Source organism: Leucobacter sp. Psy1 (assembly GCF_020096995.1).
Taxonomy (GTDB): Bacteria; Actinomycetota; Actinomycetes; order Actinomycetales; family Microbacteriaceae; genus Leucobacter.
The window spans coordinates 1944518-1962424 of sequence record NZ_CP083692.1; the positions used below are offsets into that span (position 1 = coordinate 1944518).

A 17907-nucleotide genomic window follows, 5' to 3' on the forward strand; every position below is an offset into this window, starting at 1 on the left:
CACCGCCCGCCCCCAGTCCGCCCACCGCTTAGACTGTTCGGGTGGCTTCCGAGGACTCTCCCGACACCCGCCCGCTGCTCGTCGCGCGACTGGACGATTGGTTGCACCAGCGGCGCGCCAAGCGGGCGATCAAGCGCGGGAAGGTCCCCTCGGTCATCCCTTACATCGGTTACGGCACCACCGACTCGCTGCGGGTACTCGGTCGCCTGCTTTTCCTGAAGCCGGAGAGCCGCGAGCACACGCGCCTGCGTCCCGACGTGGCCGGCGTCTCCCGCGTCCGCGGGTGGCGAACCTTCACGAGCGTGCACGTCCCCTTCCAGCGCGTGCAGGTCTGCGTCGACGGTGATCCGGTCGCCGAAGTGCAGTCCGACCGGGGCGGCGTGATCAACTCGCGGGTGCCCGCTTCGCTGGAGCCCGGCTGGCACACCGTGACGCTTCGGGTCATCGCGCGCAGTTGTGCCGGTACCGGCGAAGCCCCGGAACTCATCGGCGAGTCTGCTGACGCGCCCGTGTACATCGTCGATCCAGACGCGCGCTTCGGCGTGCTCTCCGACATCGACGACACCATCCTCATGACCGCGCTCCCCCGGCCGTTCGTCGCCGCATGGAACACCTTCGTCGTCGACGAGCACGCGCGCACCCCGACCCCTGGCATGGCGGTGCTCCTCGATCACCTCATCGCCGAGCACCCGGGTTCACCCGCCGTGTACCTCTCGACCGGCGCGTGGAACGCCGCACCAGCGCTCAGCCGGTTCCTGGCGCGAAATCTCTACCCGATGGGCCCGCTGCTCCTCACCGACTGGGGGCCCACACCAGACCGCTGGTTCCGCAGCGGGCAGGAGCACAAGCGTGAGGAGCTCCTGCGGCTCGCCGAGGACTTCCCCGAGGTGAAGTGGGTGCTGCTCGGCGACGACGGCCAGCACGACGAGGCGATCTACCACGAGTTCACCCTCTCGCACCCCCAGAACGTGGCGGCAGTGGCGATCCGGCAGCTCTCGGTCGGCGAGGCGGTGCTGGCGGGCGGACGCTCGAAGGCGCAGCTGCACCGCAACGTCAGCGGTGTGCCCTGGGTCTACGGACCAGACGGAGCCACGCTGAGAGAGGAACTCGTCAAGGTCGGCGTGCTGTGACCGGGCCGCCGACTCGACCGTGGCGCCGCTTCGAGCGGCGGATGACCGGCCGGTTCACCGCTTCCTCGCGCACCCCGATCCTCCAGGTCGTGAAGACCACGGCCGCGACGCTGCTCACCTGGTTCGTCTGCCTCGCGATCTTTCCCGAGCAGATGCCGATCTTCGGCGCCATCGCCGCGCTCCTCTGCGTGCAGGAGAGCGTCGACCAGTCGCTGACGCGCGGTATCGAGCGTGTCGTCGGCGTCATGCTCGGTGTGTCGGTGGCCCTCGGTGCCGCGGCGATCTTCGGGCCGCAGGCGTGGCTGTTCATCGCCGCCATCATCGTGTCGATGTGCATCGGCTGGCTGTTGAAGATGACGAACTCGTCGAGCAACCAGATCGCGATCACCGCGCTCCTGATGATCGCGCTCGGCGGGGCCAACAATCAGCTCGACTACGGGTTCGAGCGGCTCACCGAAACCGCGATCGGTGCGGCGATCGGCGTCATCATCAACGCGGTCGTCGTGGCCCCGGTGCGCACGCTGCCCGTGCATCAGGAGCTCCGAGGACTCGTGCACGACGCGGCCGCAGCGCTCAGGCGACTCGCCGATGCGCTCGCGGAGCCACGCGACGACGCCTGGTTGGAGGACATGCTCGAGCGTGCCAGACGCTTGCAGGACGACCGCACTCGCGTCCACGCACTCCTCAGGCAGGCGCGGGACAGTCTGCGTTTCAACCCGCGCGGTGCGAAGTTCCGCGCCTCACTCGAAACCGACGACGCGCTCTTCCAGCGCCTCCAGCCGATCCTGACGCAGATCACCGGCATGTCGCGTGCGCTCTACGACCTCTACGAGCCCGACCTCGTCACCGATCCCTCGGTGATCGGAATGGTGGAGGAGATGCGGCGCGCGGCGCACGACCTGCAGCTGCTCGTGACCCCCGTCCCTGCGTGGGGAGATGAGCCTGAGGAGCCCGCGCTCACGGCTCCCTACACGATCCCCCAACCGCACCCTGATCACTGGGTGCTCATCGGTTCGCTTATGGAAGACCTGAGACGCGTACGCGGCCGGATCACCGGCGAGCTCGAGTGACGTGCTCGGGGTGATCCGGCCGCGTGTGATGCGCCGGGGCGGGCGTTAGTCCTGCTGCAGTGCAGCCTGGATGTCGAGCGTGATCGTCACGTCGGAACCGAGCAGCACGCCGCCGGTCTCGAGCGGAGCGTTCCAGGTGAGGCCGAAGTCCTCACGCTTCACCACGGTCTTCGCCGTGAAGCCGGCCTTGTAGTTGCCGTAGGCGTCGGCGCCGAAGCCGCCGAACTCGAAGTCGAAGGTGACGGGCTTGGTGACGCCGCGCATGGTGAGGTTGCCGTCGACCTTGAAGTCGCCGTTCTCTTCGCGCACGCCCGTCGAGACGAAGGTGAGCTGCGGGTACTCGTCTGCGAGGAAGAAGTCGCCGGTGCGGAGGTGGCCGTCGCGGTTCTTGTCCTTGGTGTCGACCGAAGCGACCTCGACCGAGGCCTCGACCGTCGAATCGAGCGGGTTCTCAGCGGTGACGAAGGTGCCGTCGAACTCGCTGAACGAGCCGCGCACCTTGCTGATCGCGAGGTGACGGACCGAGAAGCCGACCTCGGAGTGCGAGGGGTCGACCTTCCAGGTGCCAGTGCGGTAACCGGGGATGTCTGCTGCAGTGATGGCCACGGGAGCCCTCCATTTCAATTCATGTTGATTGACTTTTCAACCATACGACCGCTCAGACGCACTGTCAACCGTGTTCACGGAAGATTCAGTTAGCGGGGGCGCCGCTTCGCCGACTCGCGCGCCCGGGTCACGGTGTCGCCGATCTCCGCCACCGGAGTGAACTCCCCGTACCGACGCTCGGCCGCCCGAGCGATGAGGAAGTCGCTCACCCGCGGATTCTTCGGCAGGATCGACCCGTGCAGATACGTGCCGATGACGTGGTGCGAGCGCGCACCCTCCACGCCGTCTTCCGGGTTGTTGCCTGCCCCCTGGGTGACGCGCCCGAACGGCCGGGACTCCGGGCCGAGCGTCGTGTTGCCGCTGTGGTTCTCGTAGCCGATGACCTCGCCGAACTCCTCGGTATCGAGCACGATGTTGCCGATCATGCGGACGTCGCCTCCGCGGGTCTCGACGTCGAGCACGCCGATACCGCGCAGCTCGTCCCCGGTGTGCGTGATGAAGCGGTGCCCGAACAGCTGGTACAGCCCGCACACCATGAGCATCGGCACGCCGTCAGCTGCGAGGCGGTGGATCTCGTCGCGCTTCACGGCGAGGTCTTTCGCCACGCGCCCCTGCCCCGAGTCCTGTCCGCCTCCGCCGAGGACGATATCGACATCGTCGGGCAGCGGATCCCCCGGATTCACCTCGACCACCCGCGGCACGAACCCCTGGGCACGGACCCGCCTGACGAGCGAGAGCACGTTGCCGCGGTCTCCGTAGATGTTCATGTCGCGGGGGTAGAGGTCGACGATGACGAGTTCGGGAGCAGAGCCCGCGGGTTCCGTCGTCGCCTGATCAGTGGTCGCCTGCAGCTGCTCGCGCGGCGCACGTGGGGTGCTCACCAGATCTCCTCCACTTCCGTGATCTCGGCGAGTTCGCGCCGGAGCTCCAGCATCGCCGTATAGGTGCAGTAGATGCGCCTGGGCCGCTCGCCGGTCTCCGCCCGGAACGAGCGGAGCGCTGTCGCGAGATCCTCGAGCACCCGGTCGACTCGCACGTCGTCGTGCTCGAGCCGCAGCGCCATGTCCCAGGCCCTGGTGCCGCTGACGGTGCGCACTCCCGAGGCCTGCAGCGACGTGAAGTCGACGTCCCACAACCACGACATGTCGCGGCCGTCCGCGTACTGATCGTTGATCGCGATCATGGTGTCCACACCCTCGGGGTCGAACGACGCGAGCCCGAGCCGGAACCCCGCTGGGTTCTTCACCAGCACCAGCTCGAGCGGATGCCCGTCGAGCTGCAGCTGCTCCCCCCGCCCGAAGGCAGGGCGCACCTCGGAGAGGGCAGAGAGGATCGCCCCCGTATCTGCGGAGCGCCCTCCGCCGGCGCCCGAGCCGAGGACCATCCGCACCGTCGCCAGTGCGGCCGCGGCGTTGAACGTGTTGTAGAGCCCCTCCAGCCGGAGGGAGGTACGGTGCCGATCCCCGTCGATCTCGAACACGACTTCGTGATCGCCGATCTCCGCGAGGACGACGTCCGCGAAGACGCGATCCGAGTCTGGGTCGGCCGAAGCGCTGTCGTGCGCTGCCGCGCCGTGGAAGTCGCTGTCGCTCGGGAACGTGGCGCGCAGTGCGGGCGACAGGCCGAAGCGCCGCAGCTCGGGGCGCCCCGATCCGGCCACTTCTGCCTCGATGCGCGCACCAATCGCTTCGAGCAGGGGATCCTCCCGGTTCACGACCACGCCGTCCGTCGTCGCCTCCGCGATCCGGCGCAGCAGCTGGGCCGTAGTGTCGATCTCGCCGAATCGATCGAGCTGATCTCGGAGCACGTTCAGCAGCAGCGTGTGCCGCGGGCGGACCCGGTCGATGAAGTACATGGCGTGCGCCTCGTCGAGCTCGAGAACCGCGATATCGGCCTGCAGCTTGCCGGCGACGGTGCACTCCTGCACCGCCGCGGCAATCACGCCTCGGGAGAAATTGGAGCCGGTGCGGTTCGTGAAGACCCGCAGCCCCTGCGCTTCAAGAATCTCGACGATCATCTTCGTCGTCGTGGTCTTGCCGTTCGTCCCGCTCACGGCGACTACCCCGTACGGCAGGCGCCCCAGCACCCTCGCCAGGAAGCCCGGATCGATCTTGTCGACGACCAGACCTGGCAGAGCGGAGCCTCCACCGCGCAGGCGCGCCACTTGGCGCACCGCTTTACCGATCAGGGCAGAGAGCAAATCCCGCATGCCACAAGCCTACCGGCGGTTACTCGTCGCGCAGGTCCGGTGGCAGGAGTTCGGGCCGTGTGCGTCGCGTCCGAGCGATGCTCTGCTCGTGCCGCCACGCGCGCACGGCGCCGTGATTGCCGCCGAGGAGGACCGGCGGGATCGCGCGACCGCGCCACTCCGCCGGCTTGGTGTAGCTCGGGTACTCGAGCAGTCCGTCCTCGTGCGACTCCTCGACGAGGCTCTCGGGGTTGCCGACGACACCGGGAACCAGACGGCAGATCGCCTCGATCATCGCCATCGCGGCGACCTCGCCGCCGTTCAGCACGTAGTCCCCCAGGCTCACGAGCCGCACCCTGGCCCGGTCACCGTACTCGTCGAACACTCGCTGATCGATGCCTTCGTATCTGCCGCACCCGAACACGAGGTGTGACTCGCCTGCGAGCTCGCGGGCCATCGCCTGGGTGAAGACCTCTCCAGCCGGCGAGGGGAAGATGATGACCGGGCCGTCCGACCCCGACGTGCCCGGCGCGCCGTCCTCGAGGATCGCGTCGAGCGTTTCACCCCAGGGCTCCGGCCGCATGACCATGCCGGCACCGCCACCCGCCGGCGTCCCGTCGACGGTGCGGTGGCGATCGTGGGCGGCGTCGCGCAGGTCGTGCACGTGCACGTCGATCAACCCGCGCGACCGTGCACGGCCGAGCAGGGAGAGCTCGAGCACCCCGAAGTATTCGGGGAAGATCGAGACGGCGTCGATCCTCATGCCGTACCGGGCGTGTCTTCGGGGATCTCCTCGAAGAGCCCCGCCGGCGGAGTGACCTCCACGATACCCGCCTCAAGGTCGACGCGCGGCACGATCGCCTCGACGAAGGGAACGAGCACGGTCCCTGCGTCCGTCTTCACCGCAAGCAGGTCCTGCGCCGGGAAGTGCTGGACCTCAGAGACCACGCCGAGCTCGACGCCGTCACGACGCACCGAGAGCCCCACGAGCTGCCCGTCGTACCAGGCGTTCTCCTCCGTACCCTCGGCGACGGCCTCCTCGTCGATCCACAGGATCGCTCGCACGATCGACTCCGCCGCGGTGCGGTCGGGCACCTCGTCGAAGAAGCCCACCGGCTGCGCGTTGAACCAGCGCAGCTCGCGGAGCGTGATCGCGCGCCCGAACCACTCGGAATCTTCGGGAACCTGCAGGTGGAACTCCGAGCCGGGTGTGAAGCGCAGGTCGGGGTTGTCGGTGAAGAGCTCGAGCTTGACGCCGCCCTTCAACCCGTGCGGCTTGGTGAGTCGCCCAACGCGGAGACTCCCCGACCCGATATCGGGGCGGGGAGCCTGAGCGCGCTTCGGTGCGTCCGCCATCAGGCGGCGCCCTCCGCTGCCGTGTCGACGACGTCGATGCGGACCCGGTCGCCGTCGGCGAGGGACCCGATGACGGTGCGCAGCGACTGGGCGGTCCGACCGCCGCGGCCGATCACGCGACCCAGGTCTTCCGGGTTCACGCGCACTTCGAGCGTCTCTCCCCTGGAGGAGTCGCGCGCGTCGACGCGGACCTCGTCGGGGTGATCGACGATGCCGGAGACGAGGTGCTCGAGCGCCTCGGCCAGCGAGCGGTCGGCCATGATTACGCCTCGGTGTTCTCAGCCTCGGCCGAGTCGTTCGACTCCTGCGCCGGAGCAGCGGGCTTCTCGGCCTTCGGGCGGAGCACGGTCTTCTTCGACGCGTCGGCCTCGAAGACGGCCTTCGGCTCGACCGGGAGCACCTGCGACTCGGTGTTGCCCTCGCCCGAGAACTTGCCCCAGTCGCCCGTGAGCTTCAGGATCGCAGCAACCTGCTCGGTCGGCTGCGCGCCGACGCTGAGCCAGTACTGAGCGCGCTCCGACTGGACCTCGATGAACGAGGGGTTCTCGGTCGGGTGGTACTTGCCGATCTCCTCGATCACGCGGCCGTCGCGCTTGGTGCGCGAGTCGGCGACGACGATGCGGTAGTAGGGCGCGCGGATCTTGCCGAGACGCTTGAGACGGATCTTGACTGCCATGAATACTCCTTGTAAAGCCTGCGGGCGCGCGGATCGCGCGAACCCATCAAGCATGCCACACCGGAGCCGGTAAAGCAATTTTTGTCATGACCAGCATTTTTATGACCGCCATCGCGCGAAGTTTCTCGTACCCCTCCCGCGATACTAGGCTGATCCCATTCGGCGCCGCTCGGCGGGAGGAGCCCCCATGGCCATCGAGTTCACGGCCTCGCCGAGATCCACGCTCGGCATCGAGTGGGAACTCGGCGTCATCGACGCCCACTCCCGTGGTCTCGCGAACGTCGCACCGCAGGTGCTCGCGGAGATCGCCGATCGCTGGCCCACGAGCGAGTTCCCGCACGCGACCAGCGAGCTGCTGGAGAACACCATCGAGCTCGTTTCCGCACCGCACGCCCGCGTCGGCGACGCGGTTGCCGACCTCCGCGAGATGGCGCGCGCCGCGCTCGCATCGGCCGAGGCGAGCGGACACCGCATCATCGGCAGCGGCAGCCACCCGTTCAGCCGCTGGGAGGCGCAGAGCGTCACCCCGTCCGAGCGCTACGACCGGTTCCTGGAGCGCACGCAGTGGTGGGGCCGCAACATGCTCATCTGGGGCGTCCACGTGCACCTCGGGATCGACCGACGCGAGCGGGTCATCCCGATCATGCACGCCGTGCTCGCGTACCTGCCCCACCTGCAGGCCCTGGCCGCTTCGAGTCCGCTCTGGGCCGGAGAGCCGACCGGGTACGCATCGAACCGGGCGCTCATGTTCCAGCAGCTCCCCACGGCCGGCGTACCGTGGGATCTCGACGACTGGGAGGACTTCGAGCGCGTCGTCGACGACCTGACGCGCACCGGCATCATCGCCGAGCCCACCGAGGCGCGCTGGGACGTGCGCCCGGCACCCCGGTGGGGCACCATCGAGCTCCGGGCCTGCGACGGGGCCTCGACGCTGTGGGAGATCGGCATGCTCGCGGCCGTATCGCAGTGCCTCGTCGAGCACTTCCAGCGGAAGCTCGATCGAGGCGAGGCGCTCCCCCGCCTGCAGCAGTGGTATGTGCGGGAGAACAAGTGGCGCGCAGCTCGGTACGGGCTCGACGCCGAGGTGATCGTCGACCCGGACGGGACGCAGATGCCCGTTCGAGCGCACCTCTCCGCTCTGCTCGACGAACTCGCTCCCGTCGCCGCCGACCTCGGGTGCTCCGCCGAGCTCGCGAGCGTCGCCCGCGTGCTCGACGAGGGCAACAGCGCTTCCAGGCAGCTGGACGTGCTGCACGCCAACGGCGGGTCCGGCTTTCCCTTCGGCGACCTGCGCTCGGGCACCCCGAGCACCGTTCCCGCCGCAGCATTGGAGGCCGTCGTCGACGCACTCGCCGACGGATTCAAGCAGAGTCTGCAGTAGCCTCTTCGTCGATGTCGAGCAGCGCCGCGGCATACATCGGGCGGGCGGCGTCCATGCTCGGCGGATGGAACAGGCCGGCCGTCGCGTCGCGCAGCAACCGGCTCACCTCGTGATCGTTGCTGAATCCGGCGCCTCCCGAGCACAGGAGCGCGCTCTCGGCACAGCGCCGCGCCGCCGTCACGGCGTTCAGGCGCGCGCTCACGAACCTCAGCGGCCACGCCGCGCCGAGGTCCTCCAGCTCATCGAAGTCCCGGGTCGTCGCGTCGAGCTGGGCGGGTACCGCCGTGAACTCGAGGTGCGCGTCCGCGAGTCGGATCCGGCTCTCGGGCACCTCGGCGTAGCTCGTACCCCGCTGCGCCGACCGACGCCCGCGCAGGGCATTGGCACCGACCTCGAGCGCGCGGCGCGCGATCCCCGCGTAGACCGAGCCGATGAGCAGCTGGAAGTTGCCCATGATGGCGAAGGTCAGCAGGTCTGGCGTCCGGCCCGCGGGCACCCGCCGCGCCACTCGCTCGGGCCGCACGCTCGCCCGGTCGAGCACCGTCGCACGACTGTGCGAGGCGCGCATGCCGAGCACGTCCCAGCGATCCGAGACCGTGATCCCGGGCCCGCCATCGGCCGCGGCATCCTCGTGCGATCGCTCGACGAAACCGAACATTACCCGAGGGTCATCCGGGTCGGACTCGTCGAGACCGTGCACGATGAGCCGCGTCCACACGGGCGACAGCGACGTGAAGATCTTCACCCCGGAGAGCAGATAGCCGCCATCGGCCTGCGGTTCGGCGACGGTGTGCGATCCGTACAGCACCCAGTCGTTCGCCGGCTCGCTGATGCCGAACGCGAAGATCTCGCCTGCCATCGCTTCCTCGAACACGTAGCCGAGCGAGCGGTCTCCCCTGGCGAACATCGCGGCCACGACACCCGTGCACATGAGGTGCATGTTCACCGCGAGCGCCGTCGCGGGCGCGGCCGATGCCAACCGCTGTTGTAGTCGAGACACCTGATTCAGGGTGAGCCCCGGCCCGCCGAACTCCTCGGGCACGAACAACGTCAGGTACCCCCGGCCCCGAAGGTCGTCGAGGTCCTCCCAGAAGAAGCGGTTCTCGCGGTCGTACCCCGCGGCTCGTTCGCGCATCCGCGCCAGTAGCGCGTCTGGCAGGTAGTGCTCCGCGAGCTCGCGGTGGCGTGTTTCCCGGTTCGTCACGTCTTCCTCCTCATACACGGGACTCGCCATCGACGGTCACGCGCGACAACGGCGTCCGCTGATCGCGGATGTTCTCGACGGCGAACGTCGCTTTCGACGGCAGGTAGTGATTCTCCACCACGTCCACGACCGACCCGGCTTCGTCGAACGCGATCCGCCGAACGCGCAGCAGCGGGCTGCCGACGTCGATCCCGAACCACTGGGCATCGAACGCGCTCGCCGCGATCGCATCGATGACGTTGCGCGCCCGCGTCTGCGTGATGCCCTGCTCCTGCAGCGTCTGGTAGATGCTGTGCGTATCGAGATCGACGGCGAGCAGGTGCTTCCCGATAGCCAGGGCGTAGGCCGATCGCTCGAGCATCACCGGTTCGTCATCGAAGGTGCGCAGCCGCACCACTTCGACCACGGGACTGTCCGGCTCGATCCGGAGATCGCGTGCGAGCCGCTCGTCGGCGAGGCGGCGGGTGACCTCGATCGTCTTCTGGCCCGGCACGCGGCCCAGTTCTTCGGCCCACTCCGTGAACGACATGTAGGTGTCGAACGACTGTGCAGGCACGGCGTGCTGCACGCGGGGCGGCGCGCCTCGACCGCCGACGATCAGTCCTTCCGCACGCAATCGGGCCAGCGCCTGGCGTACAGGGCCCCGTGACGTGCCGAACTCCTCCTCGAGCGCTTTCTCGCTCGGCACCCGCTCCCCCTCCGGCCAGTGACCGAGACGGATGCGCTCGGCCATGGCGGCGTAGAGCTGTTCATGCAACGGCTGCTTCGAGCTCATGGGACCACCCTAGCCTGACCGTCGTCGTGGCCAGAACACCCGACGACGGTCAGGCAGGTCGGCTCGCTCAGCCGCCGCAGAGCACGCTGAGGGCTTCGCGGTGCAGCTCGGGCGAGGCCGACACGATGCATGCCTGCGCCTGCCTGATGGTGATCGGCTGGCCGAGCTCGTCGCTCACGACCCCGCCAGCGCCTTCGACGATCGGCACGATCGCGCAGACGTCGTACGGGCCGAACCCTCCGCTGTACCCGGCGAGGTCGATCGCTCCCGCGGCCACCCGACCGAAGCCGTAGGACGCCGCACCGAACACGCGCCAGGCCACACGCTCATTCAGCTGCTCGAGCCCCACCCGGTGCTCTTCGAGCACGCGATCGGGCTGGCTCCACGACAGCGTCGCTCCCGTGAGCCCCTGTCGCCCGCTCGTGTGCACCTCGTGCCCATTGAGTGTCGTGGCTCGGCCGTCGACGCCGACCCATCGATCCTGCGTAACGGAGGCGTCGATGACCCCGATGACCGGGGTGCCGTTCCGGCAGAGCGCGATGAGCGTCGTGAAGACCGGGATGCCGGCGACGAACGACTTCGTTCCGTCGATCGGATCCATCACCCAGACGAACTCCGCATCCTCTCGCTCCGGAGGGAACTCCTCGCCGATGATGCCGTGCTCGGGGTACCGATCCGCGATCAGCGCGCGGAGCCGCTGCTCCACTCCCCGGTCGAACTCGGTGACGGGACTCGCGTCGGCTTTGGTCTCGAACCGGCTCCCCTCGTGCCGCTCCGCGAGCTGCGCACTTGCGGCGTCGGCGAGCTCGTGGATGAACGCGGTGAACTCCTCGGCGAGCGGATGGTCCGCGAACGCCATCAGAGGCTCTGCCAGAGGGCGAGGAAGTCCTCGCGCCCCTGCGCGTCATCGTCGCCGTGGATGTCGACTACCGTGAGGTCCTCGAGCTTCTCGAACTCGACGAACTGCGTCGGGTCGATGTCGTCGCGACTCGGGCGCCGGAACGACTGCTCGAGGTTCTGCTCCTGCGTCTCCTTCGACAGCAGCGTGTCGATGAGCTGCTCCCCAGCCTCGCCGTTCGGCCCGTCCTTCACGAGGAACGCCGAATCGTATTCGACGAAGGTGCCGTCCTCAGGGTAGATCATCTCGATTCCGGCCTGTTCGCCGGCGACGTAGGGGTAGATGTTCGACTCGTATCCGATCGACACCGCATACTCGCCCTGCGCAACGGCGGGGTACACGTTGCTGGAGTTCTCCGTGACCGTGAGATTCTCAGCCAGATCGGCGAAGCCGTCCTCGCCCAGCACCTTGTATGCGCCGTAGAGGGCCGTGAACGCGGTGGAGGACTGCTCAGGATCGGCGATGACGACCTTGCCCGCCCACTCCGGGTCGGTCAGTTCCTCCCACGTCGTGGGCGCGGAGCCCCCGTCGATCTGGTCGGTGTTCGCCATGAATGCCACCACGTGGGTGTTCGTGGGGGTCCAGCGGTTCTCCGGATCCCGCAGCTCCTCTGGGATCGCTGCGGCTTCCGGAGACTCGTACGTCGCGATCACGTCGGTGAAGTCGACGAGAGTGTCAGCGGGTGCGCTGTAGAACACGTCAGCGGCGGGGCTTCCGGCCTCGGTCTCGATGCGCTGCAGGAGCGGACCGGAGCTGCCGGTCACCGCATCGACCTTCAGGGACGGATCCTGCGCGGCCGCTGCGTCGACGACCACGCCGACCGTCGTCTCGTTGTTCGAGGTGTACATCACCGCTGATGCACCGCCCTCGCCTCCTCCGCCGGAGCAGCCGGTGAACAGGAGAGCGGTCGCGGTCGCCAGGGCGCCCGCCTTCGCGAAGCTCGAGATTTTCATGGGGTACCTTTCGTTGAGCCGGTTCGGTGAACCGGGAGATGTGGGGAGGAGCGCTCGGGACGCCGGGTCAGGTGAAGAGGCGGATCTTGAACACCCGCGTCGCGATCACGATCGGCACGATCGCGAGGACCACGAGGATCAGCCCGTACGCCGCGGCCTGACCGTTGAGGCCGGTGCCCATGAGCTGGAACACCTTGATCGTGATCGTCTCCCTGCCGGCGGAGTACACCACCAGCGACGCGGACAGCTCAGCGATGATCGTGGTCCACGTCAGCACCGTGGCCGCCGCGATGCCGGGCACCATGAGCGGCAGCACGACCTTCAGGAACGACTTGAACGGCGGCACCCCGAGACTCACCGACGCGTCCTCGAGCGAGTCGGGGATCGCGTGGAGGGTCGCGGACGAGTTCCGCACGCCGTGCACGAGACGACGGATCACGAACACCAGCACGATGATCGCGCCCGTCCCGCCGAGCCCGATCGGCCCGGCCCCGAACGCCGACATCATGCCGATGCCCAGCACGGTGCCCGACAGCGCCATCGGCAGCATCACGAGGTAGTCAAGCGCGGGGGTGAGGAAGTTCTTCTTCTTCACGATCACGACGCTCACTACGATCGACACCAGGATCCCGATCAGGCACGCGAGCCCGCCATAGGTCAGGGTGTTGAGGATCGGCTGCGGTTCCCGCGACAGCACCGTCGTGAGGTTGTCGAGCGAGAACTCGCCCCACCGCAGCACCGGACCGCTCGAAGCGGTGAATGCGATCACGATGACCATCACGAGCGGAAGAGTCGAGGCGATCAGCAGGATCGCGGTGATGATCGAGAGGAACACCCCGGAGGCTCCCCGCACGCGGATCGGCACCCAGGCACGTCCCTGCACCATCTCGTACTTCTTCCGCCCGACCGTGAGGCGCTGCAGGAAGAGGACGAGCGCGACGATCGCGATCGCGGTCGTCGCGAGGGTGGACTGCATCATCGGATCCCCACCGGTCTCGGCCAGGAACACGCGGTACGTCAGCGGGGCGAGCAGGTCCACGTCGCCGCCGATGATCGTCGAGGTGGCGAAGTTGCCCAGCGTCAGGGTGAACACCACGATCGAGGTCGACGCGACCGCGGGGAAGATCGCGGGGATCATCACCTTGAACCGCGCCTGCAGCGGGGAGGAGCCCAGGCTCATCGCCGCTTCTTCGAGCTGCGAATCGAACCCTTTCAGGGCCGCGAGCGTGCCCAGGTAGACATAGGTGTAGTAGAGCAGCGGCAGGATCAGGATCAGTCCTCGCCATCCGTAGAGGGTCGGCATCTCGATCCCGGCGGTATCGCGCAGCAGCCGGGTGAGGAATCCGTTGTTCCCGAGGAACATCAGCCACGCCTGGGTCACGATTACCTCGGGCACCAGGATCGCCGTCACCGGCAGCACCGCGATCACCGCTTTCGCCCAGAACCGGAACCGGGACGTGAAGTACGCCAGGAACACCCCGTAGGTCGTCGCGAGGACCGTCACGATCGCCGCCAGCAGGAGGGTGTTGCCCACAGCGGTCAGGTACGCCGGATCCGCGAAGAATTCCTTCCAACCGTCCAGGGGTCCGCCCTCGCTGGCGGTGAACGAGGACAGCAGCACGTTCACGATGGGCCAGGCCACGAAGACGAGAGCGAGGATCACGGCGATTACCGTGAGCAGCAGCCACGGCGAGAACTGCCGCCTCCGTTTCTCGCGAGTGATGGAGTACGCCTGAGTGATCGGGGCCGTCTGCACGCTCATGATGCCAGCACCAGCGTCTCGGCGGCCGGGAACAGGACCTGCACCGGCTCCCCCGCTTCGAACCCCGGTGCGCTCGCCGGGCCGCTCACCTCGATCTCGGAGCCGCCATCCAAGCGCACACTGTGCTGCTGCACCCGTCCCAGATACTGCCGGCGCACCACTTCACCCGGCACCGCCGTCACGCCCGGATCCGGGGCCGCACCGGCCGCGGAGAGACCAAGGTGCTCCGGCCGGGCGATCGCGTACGCCCCACCCGCCGAGAGCGCGGAACGGCGCACACCCCGCAGCACGGTCGCGCCGAGCCCGACCGTGACCTCGTCACCCGGCGCCTGCGCGGACGCGGCCGTCACCTCGACCGGGAGCACGTTCGCAGCGCCGATGAAGTCGGCCGCGTAACTCGACACCGGATTCCGGTAGATGTCGGTCGGCGACCCGACCTGCTCAATGCGCCCCTCGCGGAAGAGCGCGATCCGGTCGCTCATCGCGAGCGCCTCCTCCTGATCGTGCGTGACGAACACCGTCGTGATACCCAGCTCGCGCTGCAGATCCATGATCGACTCGCGCACCGTCAACCGCAGCTTCGTATCGAGGGCAGAAAGGGGCTCGTCCATCAGCAGCACGGAGGGGCGGATCACGAGCGCGCGCGCCAGCGCGACGCGCTGCCGCTGACCGCCCGAAAGCGCACCGGGCAAGCGATCCGCGAACCCCGCCATCCCGACGCGCTCGAGCGCCTCGGTCACCCGTCCGCCGATCTCGGCCTTCGGGGTCTTGCGCGCCTTCAACCCGTACGCGACGTTCGCCGCGACCGTCTTATCGGGGAACAGGGCGTAGTCCTGGAACATCATGCCAATGTTGCGCCGATGCACCGGCACCCCCGTGACATCCCGATCACCGAACAGCACCCGCCCCTCAGCCGGAGCGATGAACCCAGCGATCGTGCGCAGCAGCGTCGTCTTGCCGCAGCCAGACGGGCCCAGCAGCGTGAAGAACTCACCGTCCCGTATCGAGAGGTCCATCCCCTCGATGACGGTCGTGCTGCCGTACGTAATGGTCAGTTGATTGATGTCAATGGACGTCATGAGTGCCTCTCTCAGCGTCGTCGCTGAATCGCTGTCGCACGCCCAATGTAGCAAGAACTTCGAAAGTTGTAAATATTTCTTTCGGCGCGATTCAGACGCATATAGACCCGCATATTCGGGGCAACTCCCGCACACTCGCGGAAACGCGAGAGCAATACACCAGCAACAACTGGTTACTAGTATGTACTAGTTGACACCAGGCCTCCAGCGCCCACCGCGCGACTCACCCACGTTCGCGCGCCGGTGAAGCACCGGCTCAGTACTCCTCAGGAAATGTGCGCTTCGGCGAGGTCGTGGCCTTGAGGTAGATCTGCACGAGCGAGCGCTTCTTCTCGAAGTAGGCGTGGCGCTCGATCTCGCCAGCCGCATACTGCGCCTCGAGCTCGGCGATGGAGTCGGCGGCGTGCTGCGCATCGTAGGCGGACCCACTGCGACTGAAGCCGCTGCTCTCACGAATACCCACACCCGCCCCCTTCAGAAAGGAACTCATTCCAGGTTCCCAATGTCTGCACCTTCGTCTACCATCGTACACATGTTCGAAACATCAGTACGAGACGCCGTCGCGCTCTGGTTCGAGTCTGGCGTGCCTGCCCGCATGGTGGCTGATCGCGTCCGCTGGCGCGTGATCGACGAGCCCACCCCACTCACCCGCGAGCCTGACTGGCTCCCACCGCAGATCACACACGCCCCCGCGCAGTTCATCGGGTGGCGCTTCACCGCTCGCAGCGACCAGGACGGTCTGGCCAGCGTCTTCGACGTGCAGCGCGACGACGCCGGCAGGTGGCACGTGGCGCACCGCTACGACTGAGCGCCAGAACCGACGTCACTCATCGGAATGCCCCTCGTCTCGGTTCCGCCGATTCCCCGCGTCAGACACGAGCCCGATGGCGATCCCGATCGGCATGCCCAGTGCGATCCACAGGCCGATGTTGTCCGTGATGACACCGATGACGACACCGCCGAGCATCCCGAAGATGATGCCGTAGATGAGACCGTTGCTCGAGTCATCGTCCTGCGCCATGCCCTCACCCTACCGACGGACGCGCGTGGAGCACAGCCCCAGAGACACCGCACCCCGGCACCGTAGACTCGGCGGATGAGCACTGAGGACGACCCCCTGAACCGACTGGAAACCGAACTCGGCCACGATGCGATCGACCACCTCGCAGCGATGGGGGCCGAACTCGCTACTCTCGCGCAGCGCAATGTGCAGGAGACGGAACCTGCAGCGATCGAGCAGCTCTTCCACGACTACCTGCTGAAGTTCGAGGAATTCTCCGCTCAGCCGATGATGACGCCGGGAGCAGTGGCGTTCGCGGCTTCGCGGCACACGGCGATCCTGCTCACGAACCTGTGGCAACGCGCAGGCGCCGATCCGGAAGATCTCCTCAGGATTCTCAGCGAGAACCCGTTCTCCGAGGAGTGAGCCGCAGACGCATCATCCGGCACCTCCGTATCGTTTGAGCAAACAACATGCCGGAGAGGGCCCAGCTCGATTGATGAGGACCAGTCATAGAGCTAGCCTGGCGTCATGATTCAAGGGTCGAGTCAGGAACGGAGATCCCGGCAGTTTCTCCGTTTCTCCGGGGCTTTGTTCCTCGTTGCCTCGGCAAGCATCCTGATCGCCGCTCTCTCCAGAGACGATCGCTCGAGTGTGTGGGACTTCTCTCTGTCTATCGCATCTCTCATCTTGGGAACAACGATGCTCTCCGTGAGGTCTCGAGTGCGTGAGCCCGTGCTCTTCTTCCCGATCATCCTGTTCCAGCTTCTCTGTCTCGCGCTGATCGCAACTTCGAACAACGACGTGTACCGAGTCATGAACCTGGGGTACCTGACCGGTCTCGCCGCACTCGCCGCGTGGTACTTCGGCACATCGGTCTTTCGATACTTCTACCTCCCCATCTACGCCACTCTCGCTCTGTGTATCTCTGCGGTCGCAGCAGCACTGGGCCAGGATGTTGCGGCGCTGACTTGGGCCGCAATCTCACTCGGAACACTCAACGCCCTGGTGATCATCGCTGTCGCCAGGCTCCGAGCGGCTGAGGAGAGAGTCGGGCTGACCGATTCTCTCACGGGGGCCTTCAATCGCCGCGGCCTGGAACGCTACCTCTCGGACTCCAAGCTCGATCGGCGCAGACATCATCGGAGCAGTACTGTGCTCGCGCTCGATCTCGACGGATTCAAAGAAGTCAACGATACCCCGGGGTCACGCAGAAGGAGACAGGATCCTCGCGTTGTTCGCCGACGTGTGGAAGGCCTCGATCAGGTCTGGTGATTGCGTGGTTCGTGTCGGAGGCGATGAATTCCTCGTGGTTCTTCGAAACGCGACGGCGACCGATATCGCAACGATCATCGAGCGTGTTGCCGCGTCGAGTCCGATCGAGTTCTCGGTGGGTACAGCCACCGTTCACGCGGAAGGAAGGTTCGCTGATGCCGTCGAGCGCGCCGACCTCGAACTGTACCGACACAAGACCGAACGCAGGGGGTGAGCACGGCGGTCGGCGGATTATGGGAGAGCGCCGTCGAAGCCGTAGATCATAGAAGAGAGCGCTCGCGTCAGCGGCGAATGAGGATCGCCGAACGACTGAATTAGCTCGAGTTCCGAGCTCGATCTCGGAATTCTTGCGATGTGTGCCGGATGTGGGACTCGAACCCACACGCCCAAAGGACAAAGCATTTTGAGTGCTTCGCGTCTGCCAATTCCGCCAATCCGGCATAGTGGGTATTCCCACCGAAGCAACCCTACCGCAGCAGCGCGGGCGGTGTGACCACGACACCCACGGTGAGCCGCTCGGCACACGAAGGGCGAACACACGACGAAGCGGGTAC

Annotated in this window: 22 protein-coding genes and 1 tRNA gene; 7 read left to right on the forward strand and 16 right to left on the reverse strand. The window is 67.1% G+C overall.

Annotated features, from left to right (window positions below; all coding sequences use genetic code 11):
- The first annotated feature begins 41 nt into the window (after positions 1-41).
- Entirely contained in the window at positions 42-1130 is a 1089-nt protein-coding gene (locus K8P10_RS09080; protein WP_224778611.1) for an App1 family protein, read from the forward strand.
- Between the two features lie 41 nt (positions 1131-1171).
- A complete protein-coding gene (locus K8P10_RS09085) occupies positions 1172-2200 on the forward strand; it encodes an aromatic acid exporter family protein (RefSeq protein WP_224778612.1) in 1029 nt (342 codons plus the stop codon).
- Positions 2201-2245: 45 nt separating this feature from the next.
- On the opposite strand, the gene K8P10_RS09090 is transcribed toward K8P10_RS09085, so the two are convergent.
- The 7 genes from K8P10_RS09090 to rpsP all read right to left on the reverse strand — a co-directional run bounded on the left by K8P10_RS09090 (position 2246) and on the right by rpsP (position 7026).
- A complete protein-coding gene (locus tag K8P10_RS09090) occupies positions 2246-2806 on the reverse strand; it encodes a YceI family protein (protein WP_224778613.1) in 561 nt (186 codons plus the stop codon).
- 89 nt (positions 2807-2895) lie between these two features.
- Positions 2896-3657: a type 1 glutamine amidotransferase gene (locus tag K8P10_RS09095; RefSeq protein ID WP_255596872.1), complete on the reverse strand. Its 762-nt coding sequence runs from the start codon at positions 3655-3657 to the stop codon at positions 2896-2898.
- Between the two features lie 26 nt (positions 3658-3683).
- Positions 3684-5015, reverse strand: a complete 1332-nt coding sequence (locus K8P10_RS09100) for a Mur ligase family protein (RefSeq protein WP_224778615.1) — start codon at positions 5013-5015, stop codon at positions 3684-3686.
- Between the two features lie 19 nt (positions 5016-5034).
- Complete coding sequence (gene trmD / locus K8P10_RS09105) at positions 5035-5757, reverse strand: tRNA (guanosine(37)-N1)-methyltransferase TrmD (protein WP_224778616.1); 723 nt, start codon at positions 5755-5757, stop codon at positions 5035-5037.
- Positions 5754-6350: a ribosome maturation factor RimM gene (gene rimM / locus K8P10_RS09110; protein ID WP_224778617.1), complete on the reverse strand. Its 597-nt coding sequence runs from the start codon at positions 6348-6350 to the stop codon at positions 5754-5756. Before rimM ends, trmD begins: the two co-directional genes overlap by 4 nt.
- The gene (locus tag K8P10_RS09115) at positions 6350-6610 is read right to left on the reverse strand and encodes an RNA-binding protein (protein ID WP_224778618.1); all 261 of its coding nucleotides are present in this window, start codon (positions 6608-6610) and stop codon (positions 6350-6352) included. Before K8P10_RS09115 ends, rimM begins: the two co-directional genes overlap by 1 nt.
- A 2-nt stretch (positions 6611-6612) precedes the next feature.
- Entirely contained in the window at positions 6613-7026 is a 414-nt protein-coding gene (gene rpsP, locus K8P10_RS09120) for a 30S ribosomal protein S16 (protein WP_224778619.1), read from the reverse strand.
- 187 nt (positions 7027-7213) lie between these two features.
- On the opposite strand from rpsP, the gene K8P10_RS09125 reads away from it, so the two are divergent.
- The gene (locus K8P10_RS09125) at positions 7214-8407 is read left to right on the forward strand and encodes a glutamate--cysteine ligase (protein ID WP_224778620.1); all 1194 of its coding nucleotides are present in this window, start codon (positions 7214-7216) and stop codon (positions 8405-8407) included.
- Here the strand turns inward: K8P10_RS09125 and K8P10_RS09130 are convergent.
- From K8P10_RS09130 to K8P10_RS09160, 7 genes are all read right to left on the reverse strand, one after another.
- Complete coding sequence (locus tag K8P10_RS09130) at positions 8388-9611, reverse strand: acyl-CoA dehydrogenase family protein (protein WP_224778621.1); 1224 nt, start codon at positions 9609-9611, stop codon at positions 8388-8390. The two genes, K8P10_RS09125 and K8P10_RS09130, sit on opposite strands and share 20 nt — an antisense overlap.
- A 10-nt stretch (positions 9612-9621) precedes the next feature.
- Positions 9622-10386, reverse strand: coding sequence for a GntR family transcriptional regulator (locus K8P10_RS09135; RefSeq protein WP_224778622.1), 765 nt, complete (start codon positions 10384-10386; stop codon positions 9622-9624).
- A 67-nt stretch (positions 10387-10453) separates the two neighbouring features.
- Positions 10454-11245: an inositol monophosphatase family protein gene (locus K8P10_RS09140; protein ID WP_224778623.1), complete on the reverse strand. Its 792-nt coding sequence runs from the start codon at positions 11243-11245 to the stop codon at positions 10454-10456.
- Entirely contained in the window at positions 11245-12237 is a 993-nt protein-coding gene (locus tag K8P10_RS09145) for an extracellular solute-binding protein (protein ID WP_224778624.1), read from the reverse strand. The genes K8P10_RS09140 and K8P10_RS09145 overlap by 1 nt, the downstream gene beginning before the upstream one ends.
- Before the next feature lie 67 nt (positions 12238-12304).
- The gene (locus K8P10_RS09150; protein WP_224778625.1) at positions 12305-13999 is read right to left on the reverse strand and encodes an iron ABC transporter permease; all 1695 of its coding nucleotides are present in this window, start codon (positions 13997-13999) and stop codon (positions 12305-12307) included.
- Positions 13996-15078 (reverse strand): ABC transporter ATP-binding protein, encoded by a 1083-nt coding sequence (locus K8P10_RS09155; protein ID WP_224778626.1) that lies wholly within the window; start codon positions 15076-15078, stop codon positions 13996-13998. Before K8P10_RS09155 ends, K8P10_RS09150 begins: the two co-directional genes overlap by 4 nt.
- 256 nt (positions 15079-15334) lie before the next feature.
- Positions 15335-15568 (reverse strand): hypothetical protein, encoded by a 234-nt coding sequence (locus K8P10_RS09160; protein ID WP_224778627.1) that lies wholly within the window; start codon positions 15566-15568, stop codon positions 15335-15337.
- 42 nt (positions 15569-15610) lie between these two features.
- On the opposite strand from K8P10_RS09160, the gene K8P10_RS09165 reads away from it, so the two are divergent.
- Entirely contained in the window at positions 15611-15886 is a 276-nt protein-coding gene (locus tag K8P10_RS09165) for a hypothetical protein (protein ID WP_224778628.1), read from the forward strand.
- Between the two features lie 15 nt (positions 15887-15901).
- Here the strand turns inward: K8P10_RS09165 and K8P10_RS09170 are convergent, their stop codons facing one another.
- Positions 15902-16099: a hypothetical protein gene (locus K8P10_RS09170; RefSeq protein WP_224778629.1), complete on the reverse strand. Its 198-nt coding sequence runs from the start codon at positions 16097-16099 to the stop codon at positions 15902-15904.
- Between the two features lie 75 nt (positions 16100-16174).
- Between K8P10_RS09170 and K8P10_RS09175 the strand changes: the two genes are divergently transcribed.
- The 3 genes from K8P10_RS09175 (at position 16175) to K8P10_RS15410 (ending at position 17567) form a co-directional block, all read left to right on the forward strand.
- The gene (locus K8P10_RS09175) at positions 16175-16504 is read left to right on the forward strand and encodes a hypothetical protein (RefSeq protein WP_224778630.1); all 330 of its coding nucleotides are present in this window, start codon (positions 16175-16177) and stop codon (positions 16502-16504) included.
- Positions 16505-16789: 285 nt separating this feature from the next.
- Entirely contained in the window at positions 16790-17353 is a 564-nt protein-coding gene (locus tag K8P10_RS15405) for a diguanylate cyclase (RefSeq protein WP_255596692.1), read from the forward strand.
- A complete protein-coding gene (locus tag K8P10_RS15410) occupies positions 17313-17567 on the forward strand; it encodes a diguanylate cyclase domain-containing protein (protein ID WP_255596693.1) in 255 nt (84 codons plus the stop codon). Before K8P10_RS15405 ends, K8P10_RS15410 begins: the two co-directional genes overlap by 41 nt.
- 143 nt (positions 17568-17710) lie before the next feature.
- Here the strand turns inward: K8P10_RS15410 and K8P10_RS09185 are convergent.
- Positions 17711-17793 (reverse strand) — tRNA-Leu (locus K8P10_RS09185).
- Between the last annotated feature and the right edge of the window lie 114 nt (positions 17794-17907).

Coding starts and splice junctions, on each gene's coding strand:
- rpsP (WP_224778619.1), bottom strand. CDS start 7,026: ATGGCAGTCAAGATCCGTCTCAAGCGTCTCGGCAAGATCCGCGCGCCC.
- trmD (WP_224778616.1), bottom strand. CDS start 5,757: ATGAGGATCGACGCCGTCTCGATCTTCCCCGAATACTTCGGGGTGCTC.
- K8P10_RS09100 (WP_224778615.1), bottom strand. CDS start 5,015: ATGCGGGATTTGCTCTCTGCCCTGATCGGTAAAGCGGTGCGCCAAGTG.
- K8P10_RS09145 (WP_224778624.1), bottom strand. CDS start 12,237: ATGAAAATCTCGAGCTTCGCGAAGGCGGGCGCCCTGGCGACCGCGACC.
- K8P10_RS09155 (WP_224778626.1), bottom strand. CDS start 15,078: ATGACGTCCATTGACATCAATCAACTGACCATTACGTACGGCAGCACG.
- K8P10_RS09170 (WP_224778629.1), bottom strand. CDS start 16,099: ATGGCGCAGGACGATGACTCGAGCAACGGTCTCATCTACGGCATCATC.
- K8P10_RS09125 (WP_224778620.1), top strand. CDS start 7,214: ATGGCCATCGAGTTCACGGCCTCGCCGAGATCCACGCTCGGCATCGAG.
- rimM (WP_224778617.1), bottom strand. CDS start 6,350: ATGGCGGACGCACCGAAGCGCGCTCAGGCTCCCCGCCCCGATATCGGG.
- K8P10_RS09115 (WP_224778618.1), bottom strand. CDS start 6,610: ATGGCCGACCGCTCGCTGGCCGAGGCGCTCGAGCACCTCGTCTCCGGC.
- K8P10_RS09160 (WP_224778627.1), bottom strand. CDS start 15,568: ATGAGTTCCTTTCTGAAGGGGGCGGGTGTGGGTATTCGTGAGAGCAGC.
- K8P10_RS09085 (WP_224778612.1), top strand. CDS start 1,172: ATGACCGGCCGGTTCACCGCTTCCTCGCGCACCCCGATCCTCCAGGTC.
- K8P10_RS09140 (WP_224778623.1), bottom strand. CDS start 11,245: ATGGCGTTCGCGGACCATCCGCTCGCCGAGGAGTTCACCGCGTTCATC.
- K8P10_RS09165 (WP_224778628.1), top strand. CDS start 15,611: ATGTTCGAAACATCAGTACGAGACGCCGTCGCGCTCTGGTTCGAGTCT.
- K8P10_RS09150 (WP_224778625.1), bottom strand. CDS start 13,999: ATGAGCGTGCAGACGGCCCCGATCACTCAGGCGTACTCCATCACTCGC.
- K8P10_RS09175 (WP_224778630.1), top strand. CDS start 16,175: ATGAGCACTGAGGACGACCCCCTGAACCGACTGGAAACCGAACTCGGC.
- K8P10_RS09135 (WP_224778622.1), bottom strand. CDS start 10,386: ATGAGCTCGAAGCAGCCGTTGCATGAACAGCTCTACGCCGCCATGGCC.